Source organism: Bradyrhizobium sp. 215_C5_N1_1 (genome assembly GCF_052075935.1).
GTDB lineage: Bacteria > Pseudomonadota > Alphaproteobacteria > Rhizobiales > Xanthobacteraceae > Bradyrhizobium > Bradyrhizobium barranii.
Genome location: NZ_CP197228.1, coordinates 2,379,851 through 2,396,850 on the forward strand (window position 1 = coordinate 2,379,851; position 17,000 = coordinate 2,396,850).

17 protein-coding genes are annotated in these 17,000 nt (G+C 61.9%); 3 read left to right on the top strand and 14 right to left on the bottom strand.

Annotated elements, in window-relative coordinates; translation table 11 throughout:
• Positions 1-18: 18 nt before the first annotated feature.
• The 5 genes from AB7G19_RS11075 to AB7G19_RS11095 all read right to left on the bottom strand — a co-directional run bounded on the left by AB7G19_RS11075 (position 19) and on the right by AB7G19_RS11095 (position 2,955).
• Positions 19-504, bottom strand: coding sequence for a DUF992 domain-containing protein (locus AB7G19_RS11075; RefSeq protein WP_441267821.1), 486 nt, complete (start codon positions 502-504; stop codon positions 19-21).
• Positions 505-1,104 carry a hypothetical protein gene (locus AB7G19_RS11080; RefSeq protein WP_354076996.1) on the bottom strand — a complete coding sequence of 200 codons (600 nt, stop codon included), beginning with the start codon at positions 1,102-1,104 and terminating at the stop codon, positions 505-507. It lies immediately after the preceding gene.
• Positions 1,101-2,237: an AI-2E family transporter gene (locus tag AB7G19_RS11085; RefSeq protein WP_441267822.1), complete on the bottom strand. Its 1,137-nt coding sequence runs from the start codon at positions 2,235-2,237 to the stop codon at positions 1,101-1,103. Before AB7G19_RS11085 ends, AB7G19_RS11080 begins: the two co-directional genes overlap by 4 nt.
• Before the next feature lie 51 nt (positions 2,238-2,288).
• On the bottom strand, positions 2,289-2,525 hold the full coding sequence (locus AB7G19_RS11090; RefSeq protein WP_441267823.1) for a hypothetical protein: 237 nt from the start codon (positions 2,523-2,525) through the stop codon (positions 2,289-2,291).
• A gap of 232 nt (positions 2,526-2,757) precedes the next feature.
• The gene (locus tag AB7G19_RS11095; RefSeq protein WP_441267824.1) at positions 2,758-2,955 is read right to left on the bottom strand and encodes a DUF6894 family protein; all 198 of its coding nucleotides are present in this window, start codon (positions 2,953-2,955) and stop codon (positions 2,758-2,760) included.
• 240 nt (positions 2,956-3,195) lie between these two features.
• Between AB7G19_RS11095 and AB7G19_RS11100 the strand changes: the two genes are divergently transcribed.
• Complete coding sequence (locus AB7G19_RS11100) at positions 3,196-3,906, top strand: Bax inhibitor-1/YccA family protein (protein ID WP_441267825.1); 711 nt, start codon at positions 3,196-3,198, stop codon at positions 3,904-3,906.
• Between the two features lie 6 nt (positions 3,907-3,912).
• On the opposite strand, the gene AB7G19_RS11105 is transcribed toward AB7G19_RS11100, so the two are convergent.
• From AB7G19_RS11105 to AB7G19_RS11135, 7 genes are all read right to left on the bottom strand, one after another.
• Positions 3,913-4,416, bottom strand: a complete 504-nt coding sequence (locus AB7G19_RS11105) for a DUF1269 domain-containing protein (protein ID WP_028152030.1) — start codon at positions 4,414-4,416, stop codon at positions 3,913-3,915.
• Between the two features lie 185 nt (positions 4,417-4,601).
• Entirely contained in the window at positions 4,602-6,374 is a 1,773-nt protein-coding gene (locus AB7G19_RS11110; protein ID WP_441267826.1) for a complex I subunit 5 family protein, read from the bottom strand.
• A complete protein-coding gene (locus AB7G19_RS11115) occupies positions 6,374-6,715 on the bottom strand; it encodes an NADH-quinone oxidoreductase subunit K (RefSeq protein ID WP_135214208.1) in 342 nt (113 codons plus the stop codon). The genes AB7G19_RS11110 and AB7G19_RS11115 overlap by 1 nt, the downstream gene beginning before the upstream one ends.
• Positions 6,712-7,656, bottom strand: coding sequence for an MnhB domain-containing protein (locus AB7G19_RS11120; protein WP_166100931.1), 945 nt, complete (start codon positions 7,654-7,656; stop codon positions 6,712-6,714). Before AB7G19_RS11120 ends, AB7G19_RS11115 begins: the two co-directional genes overlap by 4 nt.
• A complete protein-coding gene (locus tag AB7G19_RS11125; protein ID WP_028152034.1) occupies positions 7,653-7,946 on the bottom strand; it encodes a cation:proton antiporter in 294 nt (97 codons plus the stop codon). Before AB7G19_RS11125 ends, AB7G19_RS11120 begins: the two co-directional genes overlap by 4 nt.
• Positions 7,943-8,233 carry a monovalent cation/H+ antiporter complex subunit F gene (locus AB7G19_RS11130; protein WP_071911305.1) on the bottom strand — a complete coding sequence of 97 codons (291 nt, stop codon included), beginning with the start codon at positions 8,231-8,233 and terminating at the stop codon, positions 7,943-7,945. Before AB7G19_RS11130 ends, AB7G19_RS11125 begins: the two co-directional genes overlap by 4 nt.
• Positions 8,226-8,747: a Na+/H+ antiporter subunit E gene (locus tag AB7G19_RS11135; protein WP_166343463.1), complete on the bottom strand. Its 522-nt coding sequence runs from the start codon at positions 8,745-8,747 to the stop codon at positions 8,226-8,228. The genes AB7G19_RS11130 and AB7G19_RS11135 overlap by 8 nt, the downstream gene beginning before the upstream one ends.
• Before the next feature lie 366 nt (positions 8,748-9,113).
• Here AB7G19_RS11135 and AB7G19_RS11140 point away from each other — a divergent pair, with 366 nt between their 5' ends.
• Together AB7G19_RS11140 and AB7G19_RS11145 are read left to right on the top strand one after the other, a co-directional pair.
• Positions 9,114-10,217 (top strand): efflux RND transporter periplasmic adaptor subunit, encoded by a 1,104-nt coding sequence (locus AB7G19_RS11140; RefSeq protein WP_063986176.1) that lies wholly within the window; start codon positions 9,114-9,116, stop codon positions 10,215-10,217.
• The gene (locus AB7G19_RS11145) at positions 10,214-13,279 is read left to right on the top strand and encodes an efflux RND transporter permease subunit (protein ID WP_439037085.1); all 3,066 of its coding nucleotides are present in this window, start codon (positions 10,214-10,216) and stop codon (positions 13,277-13,279) included. The genes AB7G19_RS11140 and AB7G19_RS11145 overlap by 4 nt, the downstream gene beginning before the upstream one ends.
• Positions 13,280-13,285: 6 nt before the next feature.
• On the opposite strand, the gene AB7G19_RS11150 is transcribed toward AB7G19_RS11145, so the two are convergent.
• Positions 13,286-15,115: an SLC13 family permease gene (locus AB7G19_RS11150; protein WP_439037084.1), complete on the bottom strand. Its 1,830-nt coding sequence runs from the start codon at positions 15,113-15,115 to the stop codon at positions 13,286-13,288.
• 52 nt (positions 15,116-15,167) lie between these two features.
• Entirely contained in the window at positions 15,168-16,997 is a 1,830-nt protein-coding gene (locus AB7G19_RS11155; RefSeq protein WP_439037083.1) for an SLC13 family permease, read from the bottom strand.
• Positions 16,998-17,000 lie beyond the last annotated feature (3 nt).

Consider the following 17,000-nt stretch of genomic DNA (forward strand, 5'->3'; position numbering starts at 1 on the left):
GGGGGGCGGGACAAGCCGCTATCCCGGTCCGCGCGGGCCGAGTGTCAGGTTCGTAACGCCTGCCGCAAGGTTCAATCCGATCGATCGCTCGATCGACAGAGGCTGGAGCGTAATCGTCCGGCGAGAGCCTCCGATCAGAACGTTCGCTCCGAGACCGGGGCCGAACGCGACATTGCCGCTCGCCCCCACGTAGTTCCCGCGCAGCGTGCCGGGGCCGACGCGCGAGTTCCTGGCGATGACGGCCCATGAGAGGGTTCCTGCGCTGGTCACGCCGATGTCGAGACCAACGCGCCTGATCCGTCCGTCGTAGACGTACTGCCGGGTCGGGCGTCTCGTGATGAATATACAACGAAGCTCCTGCGCGGAGCCAAGCACCAGCCCAACGCGCGGAGTGCTGGTGCATACGAGCCGGCCGACCCTGAAGGCTTCGGCGCGTGCGGGCAGGGCGTCGGCGCACATCAAGGCGGATCCAGAGATGATCGCAAGAAGCAGGTTAATGCGCATTCAGGCCTCCATTTGACTTCCGGTGTCGGTGGGCGAACTCCCTGGGCTGCGATCCTGGCGAAGCCAGAACGTGATGCCGAGGCCGATCAGCAGGACGGCGCCCAACAGGAAGAAGATGATGGATTGCTGTAACCAGGATATCGCCGGAACCGTGACGCCCATCGCAAGGCCGAGGAAGGCAATTTGCGGCGACAGAAGACTGACGCCCGCAAGGAAGGTGCCGAGCGCAAGCAATGTGAGAAGGACGAGGCTGGTCGCCGGCGTCGGCAACAATTGCTGAACGCCTGACACCAGCATGATGTTCATCGTGACCAGGACGGCAACCCAGTGCAGCGCTTGGGTCCAGATCAGTCGCCACCGGGCCTCCTTGCCATCGACCTCCGGCCATTTGTTGATGACGCACACAACGCCGATGGCGAGCGCGAGAAATTCCCAATAACCAACGAGAGGCTGGTGAGAGGCGTTGGTATAGGCGACGCCCGCGACGGCGAGCACCAGTGCAATGATGTAGGGAAGTTGCTGCCACAGAAAATGTGTCATCCGCGTGTGCGCCGGGGATGGCTCCATTCCATTGTTCCGTTCGGCTCGAATCTCGCTCATGGCGCTCCCATTTGCGATGGTCCCTTGTTGGACATCCGCCCGCTGCTATCGCCGAGGTAATCCTCGACGTAGAATCTAATGATCGCGACCCGGCCGACGGCGACCAGTGGCATGGCGAGTGCGATACCCATCACGCCTAGCATTGCGCCCAACAGTACGATCGCGACCAATGTCCATGCGGGAGGAATTTCGACCGCCTGGCGCTGGATCAACGGGCCTATCACATAGCCCTCGATCGATTGAATGATTGTGTAGATGACGACGGCCCAGATCAGCAGCGATGCGCCGAGCGGCATCGCGACGAGCGCGATCGGGATCGCGGCAAGGATGGGTCCCAGATACGGAACGAAGTTGGAAAGGCCCGCCTGCAGCCCAAGCACGAAGGGGCCGGGAAGCCCGATCAGATAGAGCGCGACCCACACGCACAGTGTCATCAGGGTGATGCGGATCAGCTGTCCGACGAACCACAGCCGCAGGACGTTTCCCATCTCGTTCAATACGGCGCGTGTTCGGGCGCGATAGGAAGGCTTCGCCAGCATCACCAGACTCTCGCGATGGCTGGTGGGATCAAAGGCGAAGAGGATACCGAGGAACGCGATCACCAGCACACCGGTCAGAAAGCTCGACGCTCTGCCAACGACGAGCTGGGCGTGGCTGAAGAACCGGCCTTGATCGGACAGCAGCCATTGCGCAAAATCGCGCCCCGATTCCGGACCAAGCAGATCGACGCCGTAGGTCAGAAGGCGTTGCTGCAAGACGTCGAACTGGGTGTCCATGACTTTCAGCAGGATGCGTGTTTGCTCCGGCAGCTTGCCGCCTCCCCAGACGAGGCCTAGTCCGACCAAGGTGGTGAGCAGCAGCAGCACGAATGTCAGCCGCCAGACACGATTGAGTGGAATTAGTAGCGCCAGTGCGCGTGCGGCGGCATCCAGAAAGGCAGCAAACAGTACGCCTGCGAAGATGATGAGAAGACTCGAGGCGGTTTGCCATACGAGGAAGAGAGCAACGCAAGTGGCGAGCAGAGCGAGACCCGTTGCGAGAAAGCCGCGCCGCCTGTCGGTCATGCCCTGGTCTGGAGGCTCACGGACCACGACCTCGCGCGGTTGCTCTTGTCCTGTCCTCACGTCGCTCATCGATCAGGTGTCTCGGCGGCGGATTGCAATGACGAACTGTCGCGCCGGGGCTCAGGTGCGAACACGGCGGCTGCCATAATGGGGATGCGAGCCGCCGCGATGACGCCAGTAGCGATGCTTGGTGGGGTTCGTATTCGTATTTGGCGCGGCGGTGCTTGGGGCAGGTGTCGTGACCTGCTTTGGCACGGATGCGGCCGGATCGGTCGTCTGCGCCTGAGAACTGGTCGGCTGCGCGGTCGCAATCGATCCGGCAAGGATCAAGGCACCGCAAATGGTCCGGACATTCATGTTTGTCTCCAACTGACCCACAACAACACTTCAGATCGAGATAGCGCCGACGGCCAACGCATAGACGCGGACGCGTGCGGCGAGCCCTCAACCCCGGAGATGAGGTGGGCGGAAGGGTCGAATTTGAACGGGGTAGGCCGGCCACCCTCGGTTACGAGACTAGAGGCAGCTTCTCGGTCGGCGCATCAGGGATTCTATGTAGAGGGCGAGGCAGGAAATCGGTCGACCGCCTCTAATGAGGACTTGCCGATCCGGGCGCAGCGGCCGGGGCGACCAGCACGAAGCTCGCGCGGAACAACTCGCCTGCCTTAGCGAGTTCAGTCGCGATATGCCCGGCGTGCAGAACGGCGGCGTCATGGTCGGCGCACTCGCATCCAATTCCGTCCGGACAAAGGCCGTTCTTGTCGACGATGTGAAAGAAGTAGCGCATGCGAACGGATTAGGCCGGTGCGTGACCAGCTTCCAGTGACAAAGGTGTAAGAGTCCAGGCAAAAAGGATGAGAAGCCAGGGGCAACCCAAGGTTACGTTTCGGTAAGTCGCTCTGACGGATACGGGTATCCCGAGATAGGGTGATATATCTTCCGGCGCTCGGGTGATCATCCGATGTCCCCGCAGGGGCCGGACCGCTAGCTTGATTTGTTCATGTGGACCAATCCGAGGAGGCAAGCGATGTCGAATTATGATCCGAATCTGACTGCCTCAGGCACTGGTGGCGGCGCGCTTGCGATCGATCCCGGATTGCGCGCCTACATGCTGCGCATCTACAATTATATGGCCGCGGGCGTGGGCCTGACTGCAATTGTGGCGTGGCTGACGTATCAGCTCATGGGTCCCGCATTGCTCGAGAGCCCGTTGATGTGGGTTTTCATCCTGGCGCCACTCGGGCTGGTGTTCTTCATCGGGGCGCGCATCAATACGCTGTCGGTGGAAACGGCGCGCATTCTGTTCTTCGTCTATGCCGCGCTGGTCGGCGTCTCGCTCTCGACGCTGCTGCACATCTACACCAGCGCCTCGATCACGCGCGTGTTCTTCATCGCGGCCGCGATGTTCGGGGCACTCAGCGTCTTCGGCTACACCACGAGGCGCGACCTGTCCGCGGTCGGCAGCTTCCTGTTCATGGGCCTGATCGGCGTCATCGTCGCAAGCCTGGTCAATATTTTCCTGAGGTCGACGGGGCTTGATTGGTTGATCTCGATCGTCGGCGTTGGCGTCTTTGCGGGACTCACGGCCTATGATACGCAGCGGATCAAGGCGATGTACGAGAGCAGGGACGATGCGACGACGGCAGGCCGCAAGTCGGTGATCGCGGCACTGTCGCTCTACCTCAACTTCCTCAATCTGTTCATGATGCTGCTGCGCCTGCTCGGCGGTAGGCGGTAGGCGGCTTCAGGCTGCCGGCCGCTCCGCCGCGCTGGCGAGCGCATCGCGCAGGATCTTTTCCTTGGTCTCGTCCAGGGACGTTTTCAACACGACTCCGCCGGCATCCTTGATTTCCTTCAATACCTTGTCTGCCGTCATGTTCTTGATCAGGACGAAGAGCGCGGCGTTGCCGGTGTGGAGCGAAGCGGACAGCTCCTTCATGAAGGAATCGTTGATGCCGAAATCGGACAAGGCGCCTCCAAGCGCGCCGGACGCAGCGCCGACCGCGACACCGATGATCGGATTGAGGAAGAGCACGCCGACCAGGAGTCCCCAGAAGCTGCCGGTAATCGCGCCCGTCGCTGTGGTGTTGACGAGCTGGTTGAGCTTGATGTTGCCGTTCTCGGCCTTGACGGCGATCACGGCGTCACTGATGGTGATCAAATATTCCTTTTGCAGTTTGAGCAGCCGAGTTCGGACTTCTTCGGCCTTCGCTTCGGTCGGGTATACGATCGCAACCAGATCGGACATGGAGACCTCCTGGGCATTCCCGCAGGGACCGCGGGAAGACTGATGCCAACTGCATGGCGCGGAGACTAAACGGCGAATTGCAAGCTCGACATCCGAGAAAACCCTTGGGCGGGAGAGAATGTTCCGGATCATTAGAGCAGGGGAATCCCTCGACCCGATCTGCGCGATCCGGCTGTTCTGAGTCTTCAATTTGCTGCGAACATCGACGCGGCGAGCAGCAGCGACACCAGGAGCAGGGAGATGCCCGCGGCGGACCATTGACGGAGAACTTCGTCGCCTCTTTCGATAAGGCTGCCGAATCTAAGACAGCCGCGCCGGAGCGGACCGACCACTCTCATGTGCGCTTTCCAGGCCGCGGATGAGCCCAGCGGGTGTGGCCACGGGCTGAGCAGGATCGCGAGCGCCGCCCCTCCCAGCACAGGCAGGAGCAATTTGGATAGCGCGTCGATGCCGAACAGCTTCGATGTGGCATCATACGGGACTGGCAAATACGAATCCCAGGGCAGCAAGCCAAGGAACAGAGAACAGAGGGCCAAGGCAAGTGCAGCAAGGTCCCGGCTGAGCGGTGCTGGGCCGATGAGGGTAATCGGCTGGTCTGATGGCGCGAACGCATGGGACAGGACTAGTACGACATAGGCGGTCGTGAACATTCCGCCGGCCTGGAGCACGACGGCCCACCACCACTGCCCCGTCCTCGCCGTGTCCTGGAGCAATAACTCCTTCGCGAGTGACGCTCCGCTCGGTTGAACACCCATCAAGGCGATGCCGCCAATCGCGAACGCCAGGACGCTCAAGGGCAGGGCCCGTGCGACACCTCGCAGTCCGGTGATGCGATCGTGGCCGAGCCCGGTGTAGATTGATCCGACGGCCATGAACATCGCCGCCTTGGCAGTCGCATGGGAAACCGCCTGCAATAGGCCGCCCGCCAGGGCCTGGTCACTTTCGAGCTTCCCGGACGCGCCGAACGCAAGAGGAAACATCAGGAAGAGATATCCAATCTGAGCCAGCGTCGAATATGCAATCAGGAGCTTGAGGCGCTCTTGCCGGAGAGCGACTACGCTTCCGAACAAGATCGCTCCGGCTCCCAGCGCCGCGAGCAATTGTGCGGCAGCCAAGCCGGGCAAGCCCGGCATGACGTCGAACCAGAGCCGCACAAGGATGAAGAACGATCCCTTCACGACCAAGGCGGACAGGATCGCGCTAGCTGCGGCCGGTGCGCCGGCGTGAGCGGGTGGCAGCCAGAGGTGCAACGGAAAGAGTGCAGTTTTGGCGAGGAGACCGGTCGTCATCAAGGCTGCCGCGATGAGCACGCCGGAGTCCGCGCTCACGCGATGCGACAACAACTCGATATCAAGGGTGCCGTAGAGACCATAGAGCAGCGCGGTGCCCATCAGGTAGAGGACCGAGCCGAGCAGTGCGAAGAGCAGATACCGCAGCGCGGCCCGAAGCGTCTCCGCGCGACCGTCGAGAGAGACCAGAGGCACTGCGGCGAACGTCAGCAATTCCAGCGCAACATACAGCGTGAAGAGGTCTCCCGCGACGAAGATCGTGTTCAGCGCGCCCCAGATTGCCAGAAGCAGGATCCAGAATGCGAAAGGTGCGCGCGCTTCGACAGATTGAGGACGAAAATCGGTTGCGGCAAAAATGGCGACCGCGCAGATCACGACCGCCGTCGTCGCGAGCATGACCGCCGACAATCCGTCCGCGCGGAGGGCTACGCCGAGCGGGGGTGGCCAGGCGCCGAGTAGGTAGGCGAGGTGGCCGTCGCTCCGAGGCAAGAGCACGAGAACGGCGACAGCAATCGCCAACCCGACCGGTACGACCGTGGAGGCAACCTGCCGGACGTAGCGCTCGCCGAGAGCAAACGCCAGCAAGACGCCCGCGACCGGCACGACGATCGACAGCACCAGCAGGAAGCCGCCGGCGGTGGTCACCAGCGCGGGGGCGGGGGGCAGCATCAGTGACCGGACGGATCGGAGCGCGGGCTCGCCGCCGCCCGATTGTTGAGCGTCGTGGAGCCTGCGATCTGAAAAAGCCGCAGCAACAAGGCGATCGCCAGAGCCGTTGCGGAAAACGCGACCACGACTCCTGTGATCACCAGGGCCTGCGGCACCGGGTCGTTGCCAAAGCCCGCTGCGGCGCCTCGCCGCCCGACGATGCCGAACAGAAGAAACACGCCGCTGCCGAGCAGGTTGAATGCGATGATCTTGCGAAGCGGTTGCGGATTGGCAATCAGGCCGTAGAGCCCGAGCCCGACCGCCGCGGCGGCGCATAGTCCGAAAACCGTCACGGCGCTCATCGCTCAGCGCTCCTTTCAGGTGCACCGGCGAGCAGCAGGCCGAGCGTCGTCGCGATCGTCAGGAGCATCGCGACCTCAATGCTCAGAATTAGCGGCTTGGCGAACGCAACGGGATAGGCAAGGAACGCCGACCCAAAACAGAGCCCGCCAAGGCCGACGGCAAGGAACAGGCCGGGGCCGCCCACCAGGATGAGACGTAGCCATCGACTGCGCACGGGCGGGGTATCCACCAACCCGGCCATGATCACCAGCAGCCACATCGATGCGAGAACCGCGCCGCCCTGAAATGCTCCGCCGGGGTGATCAGCGCCCGTCCACAGGATGTAGATGCCGACGACGATGCCGGCGGGTGGCAACAGGCGCGCAAGAAAGGCGAGAACACCATTTGGATCAGCCTGGTGGCGTGGTCCGGGACGACCGCCCCAGGCCTGGTCCGACGCAAGCGACCAGACACCGACGATGGCGAGCAGGAGCACGACCTTCTCGAGCATCGTGTCCATTCCGCGGAATGCCATGAGCACGTTGGTGACGGGGTTGGTCATTCCGGTCGCCCCGGCATTCGCGACGACGGCGGGCGCGAGCGTTGGCGCCGGATCGGGCAGCAGCAGGATCGTGACGGCCAGCGCTGCCGCGATCGACGCGGACAGTATGGCCGCGCTCAACCGCACGATCAGGCTGGGCCCTTCCGTTGTCATCGCCTCGGTATCGCGCAGCCGGGCCGCCGCACCCAACAGCACGACGCCGCCCAGGCCTCCGCCAATTGCAGCCTCGGTCAGCGCGACATCGACGGCGTCAAGACGGACCCAGATCAGCGCAACCAGCAGTCCGTAGGCGATAAAACCGACTGTGGCCGAATAAGTATCGGGGACGGCGATCGTCCAGATGGCGAGGCCCAGCACCACGGCGGCGAGCGCGATCTCGAACACTGTTGCGATGTTCATTTGCCTGACCCGCTCTGACGTGCCGTGCGCGCGATCAATTGGGAGACGGTGGCGCCAGCGAGCAGCACGAACATCCAGATGCTGATCAGCTTCAGCCCGTCACGCAGGCCTCCTGTTTGGGGGAGCAGCCCGAGCACGACGAAACCCAGGCCGAGGTTATCGGCCTTGCTGAGCGCGTGCAGACGAGTCAGGGTGTCGGGAAAGCGAAGAAGGCCGACGGTGCCGGCGAAAAAGAAGAATACGCCTGCGGACACTCCCGCAACCGTGATGATGTCGCGTGCGACGCTCATCTGTCCTCCCCCGGATCGGCCCCATCGGTTTCGAGGCGGGAGAGCCCCTTCTTGACGAATGCGATGGATGCGAAAGTGGCGAGCAGTGCCAGTATCAATGCCACGTCGACGGCCGCCGGCACGCCTGTCACGGTGCCGAGCAGCAGCAAGACGGCAATGCCGGCAGTCCCGATCAGTTGCGCCGCCATCATCCGGTCGGCATCTGTCGGGCCACGCAAGATGGAGACCAGCCCGAGCCCCAGCATCGCCAGGATCAAGCCGACTGCGGCAGTGAGGAATTCAGTCATTGTAGAGGGCCCGAACCAACGCCGCTTCCTCCGCGGCAAGTTCGGCAACGACCGGTTGCTCGACGTCGAGACAGTGATAGACGAGCTGCCCGCTCTCCTCCCCGGTTGGCACAGTGCCAGGCAAAAGGCTGGTGAGTGTCGTGAACACGTTCCGTTGCATCCCGCGTGAGAGGCCGGTCGGATAGAACACAAATCCCGGCCGCAGCGGCAGCCGGGGATCGAGCGCGCGGCGTGCGACGTCTACGCCGGCGACCACCGATTGGTATAGGAAAAGCAGCGCCAGGCGGACCATGGCAGGAATTGACCGCCGGGATCTGCTCGGCTCCAGCAGATGCAGGCTTGTCCAGGTTGCTGCCGCGATTGCTGCCGCCGCGGCAGGAATATCTGTCGGATTGGCGCCGGCAAGCACGAGCCAGAGGCAAAGGAAAAATGCGGCTCTGAAAGTCGCAGTTCGCCACGATCCTCCAACCGCGACGACGGCACGCCCATATCGATCACCTGAGGACCCTGTCATCCCGGTTTCCTCGGTTGCTCCCGGATTGTGTCGTCCGGGTCTGCCGTGCTTTGAGGAAGCGCGTTTGCGCGCCCCAGACGAGAATTTAAACGGCGGAGCCGCGGCAGGGGTCGCGACTGCTTCACCTGACGATTGCATCATGCGTCGTGGACGGAACCGGCGACATCGGGTGATTGCCTGATCATGTCTCAGGAATCTGCTGATGGCCGAGCACGGATTCCATCCGGCGCCACCGAGTAGATTTACCGATGTTGACGGCGGACTCCTTCGGCAAAAATGCGGATGGCGGTACCGGGGAAAATGCGACTGCGGACTGAGCAATCCTCCCGGCAAGATCTCACTCCCGGAACGGAACAGGTCATGTTCATGCACGGCAGCCGATCCGCGCCCCGAAACATCCTCACATCGACGCTGGTGACGGCGTTCTCGCTGATGCTGGCAGGATGTGGACGGGAAACCGAAACCAAGGACGCATCTCCGCCGCGGATCGTACGCACAGCGACCGTAGAAAAACGCAAGGTCACAACGCCGCTGACATTCTCCGGACGGGTCGAGGCAGAAGACGAGGTGAATGTCGCATTCCGGATCTCGGGACGATTGTTGAGTAATGACACCAAGATAGGCGACCGGGTCAAGGCCGGCCAGGTGCTGGCACGATTGGAGTCGCAGAATGAACTGAGCACGCTGCGGCAGGCGCAGGCCTCCCTTGCCGCCGCTCAGGGGCAATTGACCCAGGCGCGCAATCACTTCGATCGTCAGGAGACGCTGTTGGCGCAGGGGTGGACCACGCGCGTCAACTATGATGCCGCAACCCAGGCACGGCAAACCGCGCAATCGCAAGTCGATGCGGCCGAAGCGCAACTGAGTTCTGCGCATGACCTCGTTGGTTTCACCGAACTCAAGGCTGATGCACCCGGTGTGATAACAGCCACAGGTCCGGTCGCTGGCGAGGTCGTCCAAGTCGGGCAGATGATCGCCAGGATCGCACGGCAGGACGGTCGCGATGCGATCTTCGATGTCCCCGCTCAATTGATCAGGTCGGCCTCCACCGATCCAGAGATTACTGTCAGCTTGGCTGACGATCCGTCGATAACGGCGCAAGGGCGCATTCGCGAAGTCGCTGCACAGGCCAGTGCTGTGACCCGAACCTTCGAGGTCAAGGTCGGCCTGACGGATCCGCCAGCCGCGATGCGGTTGGGTGCGTCAGTAATAGGGCGAGTGAGTACCACTGCAGGGCCGATGATCGATATTCCATCTTCCGCACTGACCAGGATGAACGAGCAGCCCGCCGTATGGGTCGTCGACCCGGCCACCGCCACGGTCGCGGTGCGCAATGTGGACGTGCTGCGATTCGATGAAGCGCAGGCCATCATTTCCCAGGGGCTCGACATCGGCGAAATAGTTGTCACCGCCGGCGTTCAGGCGTTGCATCCGGGTCAGAAGGTCCGGATTCTTGGATCCGAGCCATGAGCGGAATTAATCTTTCCGACTGGGCTCTGAAACACCGTTCGCTGGTCGTCTATATGATGATGATTGCGGTGGTCGGGGGAGCGCTGTCCTATTTCCGGTTGGGGCGCAACGAAGATCCCGCCTTCATCATCAAGACCATGGTCGTCCAGGCCGCGTGGCCCGGCGCAACTGTGGAAGAGACGATGAAGCAGGTGACTGAGCGCCTCGAACGTCACTTGCAGGAAACACCGCATCTGGACTTCCTGCGGAGCTTCACAAGAGCCGGTGTCGCGACCGTCTTTGTAAATCTGAAGGGGAGCGCGAATGCGAAACAGGTAGCCGACACCTGGTACCACGTACGAAAGACGATCGGAGACATGCGTCATACACTACCCGCAGGCGTGATCGGGCCGGGATTTAATGACGAATTCGGTGATACGTTCGGCATCATCTATGGCTTTACCAGTGACGGCTTCACTCAGCGTGAGTTGCGCGATCGGGTCGAGGACATCCGCTCAAGGCTGCTTCTCGTACCTGACGTGTCAAAGATTGAGCTTCTGGGCGAACAGGATGAAGTGATCTTCGTCGAGTTCTCCACGAAGGAGCTCGCGGCCCTCGGAATTGATCGGTCCGCTCTTATTGCGGCGCTCCAGTCGCAGAACATCGTGCGTCCGGCAGGAACGATTCAGACCGGCTTGGAAAGCATCTCGATTCGGGTATCAGGCAGCTTCCAGTCGGAGCAGGACATCGCCAACATCAATTTTTCCGCCGGCGGCCGCATGCTTCGCCTGAGCGATATTGCGCAGGTGCGACGCGGCTACACGGATCCGCCCCAGCCGATGTTTCGGATCAATGGCAAACCGGCAATAGGCCTTGCAATCGCCATGCGGGATGGCGGCGACATTCTCGCGCTCGGCGCCAATATCAGAAAGGCAATGGCGCAAATCACCGCGGATTTACCCATTGGAATCGAGCCCAGCCTGGTCGCGGACCAGCCTGTTGTCGTCGACCAGGCGATCCGCGAGTTTACGGTCTCGCTGATGCAGGCGATCGGCATCATCATGGTGGTGAGTTTCATCAGCCTGGGCGTACGACCCGGCTTGATCATCGCGCTGGCCATACCGTTCACGCTGGCGATCGTGTTTCCGATCATGGGACTTCTCAGCATCGATATGCAGCGAATATCGCTTGGCGCGCTCATCATTGCGCTCGCATTGCTGGTCGACGATGCGATGACCACGACCGATGCGACGCTCAGTCGGCTCGCAGAGGGCGCCAGTAAGATCGAGGCGGCAACTTTCGCATATCGGACCCATGCAATGGCGATGCTCGCGGGCACGCTGGTGACGATAGCGGGCTTTATACCGGTCGGCTTTGCCGCGAGTTCCGCCGGTGAATACACGTTCTCGCTCTTCGCCGTGGTCACGATCGCACTGCTGGTTTCCTGGTTCGTTGCGGTCATTTTCACGCCACTGCTCGGAGCAGCGATCCTTGTTCCGCCGAAGCAGACAAGTACGGCGGATCCGGGCAGGATCTTCCGCATGTATCGGAGTTTCCTGACTTTCGCGATGCGCGCGAAATGGCTGACGATCGCGATCTCCTTGGCGCTCTTCGTTTGTTCGGTGCTTGCGCTGCCGCTCATCCCGCGACAGTTCTTTCCATCGTCGGACCGTCCCGAATTGCTCGTGGACCTGAGCTTGCCGCAGAACTCGTCAATCCACGCGAGCGAGGCTGCGGCAAAGCGCCTGGATGCTGCCCTTTCGACCGATGCCGATGTGGCGCGGTGGAGCACCTATGTCGGGCGCGGCGCCATCCGCTTCTATTTGCCCCTTAATGTTCAACTCCCGAACGATTTCTTCACGCAGGCCGTGGTGATCGCCAAGGATGTCGCTGCACGCGAGCGCCTGCATTCCAAGCTCGAAAAGCTGCTCGCGCAGGAGTTTCCTAACGCGATTGCGTTCGTTTCTCCGCTTGAGCTCGGACCGCCGGTTGGATGGCCGGTGCAGTATCGGGTCAGTGGGCCCGACGTGGAACGGGTGCGCGAAATCGCGCTCAAAGTCGGACAGATCGTAGCCTCCAGTCCGGACACCAAGCAGGTGAATTTCGATTGGATGGAACCCAATCGCCAAGTGCGTATTCGCGTGGACCAGAACGAGGCTCGCCTTCTCGGCCTCAGTTCGCAAGCGATCGCGACAGTCCTGAATACGGTCATATCCGGCACACCCATTACCCAGGTTCGCGACGATATCTATCTGGTCAATGTGGTGGCGCGCGCGACCAACGAGCAGAGGGGCTCGCTGGACGGTCTGCGCAACTTGCAGGTGGCGCTGCCGGGTGGGCAGACTGTTCCTCTCAGCCAGTTCGCCTCCTTCGAATATGACCAGGAGTTTCCGCTCGTCTGGCGGCGCGACCGCATTCCGACCCTGACGGTTCAGGCTGCCATTGCCGGTGACAAGCTGCCGGAGAGCGTGGTTACGTCTCTCTCGATGGCGATCGAGAACTTCAGAAAGAGCCTTCCTTCGGGGTACAGCGTCGTCGTGGGTGGTACCGTGGAGGAAAGTCAGAAGTCGCAGGCGTCTGTGCTGGCAGTGGTGCCGGTGATGCTGTTCGTCATGTTTACCGTCCTCATGGTGCAGCTCCAGAGCTTTCCGAGACTGTTCATGGTGCTCAGTGTGGCGCCGCTCGGCCTTATCGGCGTGGTTGCAGCGTTGATGCTGTCCGGCAGGCCCCTGGGTTTTGTCGCCATTCTCGGCGTGCTCGCGCTGCTGGGCATGATCAGCAAGAACGCGGTCATTCTCATCGGTCAGATCGACGCCGAACGCGCTTTGGGCAAGACGGCCTGGGACGCTGCGGTGGATGCCAGCAGCTCCCGTTTTCGGCCGATCATGTTGACGGCCGTATCGACTGTTCTCGGGATGATTCCAATCGCGCCAACAGTATTCTGGGGACCGATGGCATTCGCGATCATGGGCGGACTCCTGGTCGCCACCGTTCTGACGCTGGTCTTCCTGCCGACCCTGTATGTAGCCTGGTTTGCGCGGGACGAGAAAGAGCAACCGTCCGCGGGATCGCACCCGGCCTGACGGCCGCTAAAATCGGAGCAGCCAAGGCACCAGCGCCAGAGTCGTTACCATCACGACGACGGTAAAAGGGACACCAATCTTCAAGAAATCGCCGAAACCGTAATTGCCCGGTCCGACCACCAAGGTGTTCACCGGCGAAGACACAGGCGTCATGAAGGCGGCCGAGGCCGCGATGGCGATAGTCATCGCGAAGGGATACGGCGAGGCGCCGATGTCCTTCGCGACAGCGAGCGCTACTGGCGCCATGAGCACCGCGGTTGCCGTATTCGAGATGAACAGGCCAAGGGCAGCCGTGATCACGAAGAGCAGCGCCAACAGCACTCGCGGTGATGCCTCGCCCGCAAGATGCGTCACCGCGTCGGCGGCGAGATCGACGCCACCGGTTCGTTGCAGCGCCAGCGAAAAGGGCAGCATGCCGACAATAAGAACCAGGCTCTTCCAGTTGATCGAGGCATAGGCGCTGTTGAAATCCACGCAGCCCAGCAACCCCATAAGCAAGCAGCCGATCAGAACCGCGTGCACGTTCGGCACCAGACCGCTGACCATCATACCGACCGTCAAAGCCAGCACCGCCAGAGCCTGAGGTGCGAGGTTCGCGGCCGGGAGAACCTCTTTGTGCTCGGTCGGTAGGTTCAGGACGACAAGATCCGAGAATTCGGATCGCAGCTTGCGGATGTCAGACCAGAAGCCGGTCAGCAGAAGGGTGTCACCGACCTTCAAGGTCTCATCGAGCAGCCCCTGGCTCACGACCTCGCGACCGTGCCGCAACCCCAGCACCGTCAATCCCATTTCGCTGCGCACCCGCGCTTGCAAAATGCTCTGGCCAATCAGCTTGGACTCCGCCGGGACGATGACTTCGACCATGCCGATCTCCTGCGAACGATCGGTGAAGTAGCCGCAATCGCCCAAAGGGAGCTTTTCGACCATATAGTCATTCAGCATCCGGTTGGTTTCGGCAGGGGGCGCGATGACGTCGAGCAGCAAGATCTGCCCCGCGGCGAGCTCGGTCCTTGCGTTCGGGCGGATCGCCTCGGACCCGAAGCGGCCGGGAAGCTCGATGGCGAGCAGATTTACGCCACTGTTCCGGAGCGGGAGTTCTTCCAGGCGCTTGCCGACCAGCGGCGAGTCAGTCAGCACGCGTACGCGCAAGGCGCGATCGGTGAGGCCATACTGCGTTACCCAATCAAGCAAGTTCGGCTGACGGCGCTCGCCGTCCACACGCTTGGCGGAGACGGGCAGAAACCGCCGCGCGAACAGCATATAGGCAATGCCGAGCGCCAGGAATGTGAGCCCAAAGGGCGTGAAGCTGAAAAAGCCGAAGCCTGCCGCACCCTGGCGGATCAGCTCGGCGTTGACCACGAGATTCGGCGCCGTCGCAACGAGGGTGAGCATGCCGCTGATCAGGGCCGCAAAGCTCAAGGGCATCATCAGCTGGCTCGGCGCGGCACCCGTGTTCTGACAGATGCGCAGCACGACCGGGATGAAGATGGCCACCACGGCCGTCGAACTCATGAATGCACCGAGCCCGCTGACCGCGAGCATCAGCAGCACCAGCATGCGCGTCTCGCTACTGCCGGCAGTCGCATTCAGCCAGTCGCCGAGGCGACGCGCCACGCCGGTGCGCACCAGCCCTTCTCCGATCACGAAGAGACCTGCGATCAGCACGATGCTGGGATCACTGAACCCCGCCAGTGCCTCGTTGATGGTAATCACCCCAGTAAATGGCATGATCACGATCATCAGCAGCGCGACCGCATCCATGCGCGGGCGATTGGCCATAAACATCACGATCGCGGCCGCAAGCAGCAGAAGAACCAAAGCAAGATTGGTGTTCATACGGAAATACCCGGTCGGTTAAGACGCAAACCAATCATCCTGCGCAAACTGCTCATCCTGCGAATGGCCAGAGGATGGGCACGAGAAACGTGCCTACCAGGAAGAACCAGAGCAGCAACGGTAGACCCATCCTCCAGAAATCGCCAAATCGATAGCCGCCGGGGCCCTGCACCATGAGGCTCGCTGAGGCAGCGATTGGCGTAAGAAAGGAAGCGGCCGCAGCCACCGCCACAGTCACCAGCGCGGTGCGCGGCGAGACACCGACGGCTTCCGCGGAGGCAATCGCTATCGGAATGACGATGAGTGTCGTCGCTGTGCTGCTGATCAACTGGCCGATTAGCGCCGTGAGCAAAAACAGCCCCGCCAGCAGCGCGTACGGGCTCGCATTGCCGACAATGGCAACGAGTGTATCGGCGATGAGATAGGCTGCACCCGTCTTGTACATGGCGGTCGAGAGCGGGATCAGCGAAGCGATCATGATTAGCACGTTCCAGTTAATCGCCCGATAGGCTCGTTCGATCTTGAGTACGCGCAACAGGATCACCGCGCAGGCCGCCGCCAATCCAGCGACGACTCTTGGCACGACGCCCGTCGCTAGCAGCGTAACCATGACCGCGAGAATGACAATGGCGCGTATGGAGCCGGTGCCCAGGGGCCTGGCCTGGCTGCGGATCATGTCAGGGGCAGCAACGACGAGCACGTTGGGATCTCGCCCGTACTCCTCGAGCGCTTCCCAACGGCCTTGCAGCAACAGCGTGTCACCCGCCGCAAGAACGGTTTCGCCCGGTCCGAGATTCTCGCCGCCGCGTTGAACGCCCAGGATAATCAGATCGCCACTTTCGGTGACCATGCCGGGGAAGACGGTCTCACCGATCAGGCGAGAGCGGGGCGGCAGCACCACCTCGGAAAAGCCATGGCTATCGTTGAACAGTGCCTCCCGCATTTTGCCGATCGTCTCCTGGCAGGGCGTCAGGCCATGCTGCTCGGCGAACGCGTCCATCGCCGCCTGCTCACCGCGCATGATGAGCCGATCGCCTTCCACGAGAGAATGTTGCCACGAGATGCTGTTCTGGCGGCGAGGGCGAATAGCGATGAAGCTGAGCTCCGGGTGGTTCTCGCGCTCCAGCCGCGATTCCAGCACCGCCTGCAACGTGCCGCGATAGGGCGAGGCGGCGGTGATCTCGAGCTGGTACACCTGGTCAAACAGCTTGTATTGCTCGGTCAGCATGCGCGAATGGTGGCTCAGGTCCTCCGGCATCTCCCGGCTAGTGCGCACCGGCAGCAGCATATCGCCGAAAAGAATCACGATGGCCACGGTGCCTGCCAGGAGCGGTACGCCGATCACGGTCATCTCGAAAAAGCCGAAGGGCGTGAGACCGACATCGCTCGCCGCGTCGGAAAGCAGCACGTTCACAAGGCTTCCGGTCAGTACCAGCATCGAACCCGAATAGGAGGCGAAGGCGAGAGGCATCATGAGTTGCGCAGGCGGCCGCTTGAGCCGGACGGAGACGATCACCAGCATGGGCAGCAGGGCAGCCACTGCGCCACCCGAGCCGATCAGCGCCGTGAGAAAGGCCACTAGCAACATTGACAGCACCAACAGGCGTGTCCGGCTTTCGCCTGCGTAACGGATCAGCACCTGGCCTGCCCACGTGGTGACGCCGGACGAATCCAGGCTGGCACTCACCACGAAGAGCGAAGCAATGAAGAGTATCGTGGTGTCGCCGAAACCTGCCAGCGCCTCGGGGAGCTCCAGAATGCCGGTCGCGTAAAGCACGAGTGTCGCACTTAGCGCCACGACCGCGACTGGCACCCAGTTCGAGACGAACAGCAGCACCATCGTGGCGATGATGGCGAAGGTAATGAGTATATGCGGCGTCATCGC

Coding starts and splice junctions, on each gene's coding strand:
- AB7G19_RS11075 (WP_441267821.1), bottom strand. CDS start 504: ATGCGCATTAACCTGCTTCTTGCGATCATCTCTGGATCCGCCTTGATG.
- AB7G19_RS11140 (WP_063986176.1), top strand. CDS start 9,114: ATGCACGGCAGCCGATCCGCGCCCCGAAACATCCTCACATCGACGCTG.
- AB7G19_RS11150 (WP_439037084.1), bottom strand. CDS start 15,115: ATGAACACCAATCTTGCTTTGGTTCTTCTGCTGCTTGCGGCCGCGATC.
- AB7G19_RS11135 (WP_166343463.1), bottom strand. CDS start 8,747: ATGACAGGGTCCTCAGGTGATCGATATGGGCGTGCCGTCGTCGCGGTT.
- AB7G19_RS11125 (WP_028152034.1), bottom strand. CDS start 7,946: ATGAGCGTCGCACGCGACATCATCACGGTTGCGGGAGTGTCCGCAGGC.
- AB7G19_RS11145 (WP_439037085.1), top strand. CDS start 10,214: ATGAGCGGAATTAATCTTTCCGACTGGGCTCTGAAACACCGTTCGCTG.
- AB7G19_RS11080 (WP_354076996.1), bottom strand. CDS start 1,104: ATGAGCGAGATTCGAGCCGAACGGAACAATGGAATGGAGCCATCCCCG.
- AB7G19_RS11110 (WP_441267826.1), bottom strand. CDS start 6,374: ATGCTGCCCCCCGCCCCCGCGCTGGTGACCACCGCCGGCGGCTTCCTG.
- AB7G19_RS11090 (WP_441267823.1), bottom strand. CDS start 2,525: ATGAATGTCCGGACCATTTGCGGTGCCTTGATCCTTGCCGGATCGATT.
- AB7G19_RS11095 (WP_441267824.1), bottom strand. CDS start 2,955: ATGCGCTACTTCTTTCACATCGTCGACAAGAACGGCCTTTGTCCGGAC.
- AB7G19_RS11155 (WP_439037083.1), bottom strand. CDS start 16,997: ATGACGCCGCATATACTCATTACCTTCGCCATCATCGCCACGATGGTG.
- AB7G19_RS11115 (WP_135214208.1), bottom strand. CDS start 6,715: ATGAGCGCCGTGACGGTTTTCGGACTATGCGCCGCCGCGGCGGTCGGG.
- AB7G19_RS11105 (WP_028152030.1), bottom strand. CDS start 4,416: ATGTCCGATCTGGTTGCGATCGTATACCCGACCGAAGCGAAGGCCGAA.
- AB7G19_RS11120 (WP_166100931.1), bottom strand. CDS start 7,656: ATGAACATCGCAACAGTGTTCGAGATCGCGCTCGCCGCCGTGGTGCTG.
- AB7G19_RS11085 (WP_441267822.1), bottom strand. CDS start 2,237: ATGAGCGACGTGAGGACAGGACAAGAGCAACCGCGCGAGGTCGTGGTC.
- AB7G19_RS11100 (WP_441267825.1), top strand. CDS start 3,196: ATGTCGAATTATGATCCGAATCTGACTGCCTCAGGCACTGGTGGCGGC.
- AB7G19_RS11130 (WP_071911305.1), bottom strand. CDS start 8,233: ATGACTGAATTCCTCACTGCCGCAGTCGGCTTGATCCTGGCGATGCTG.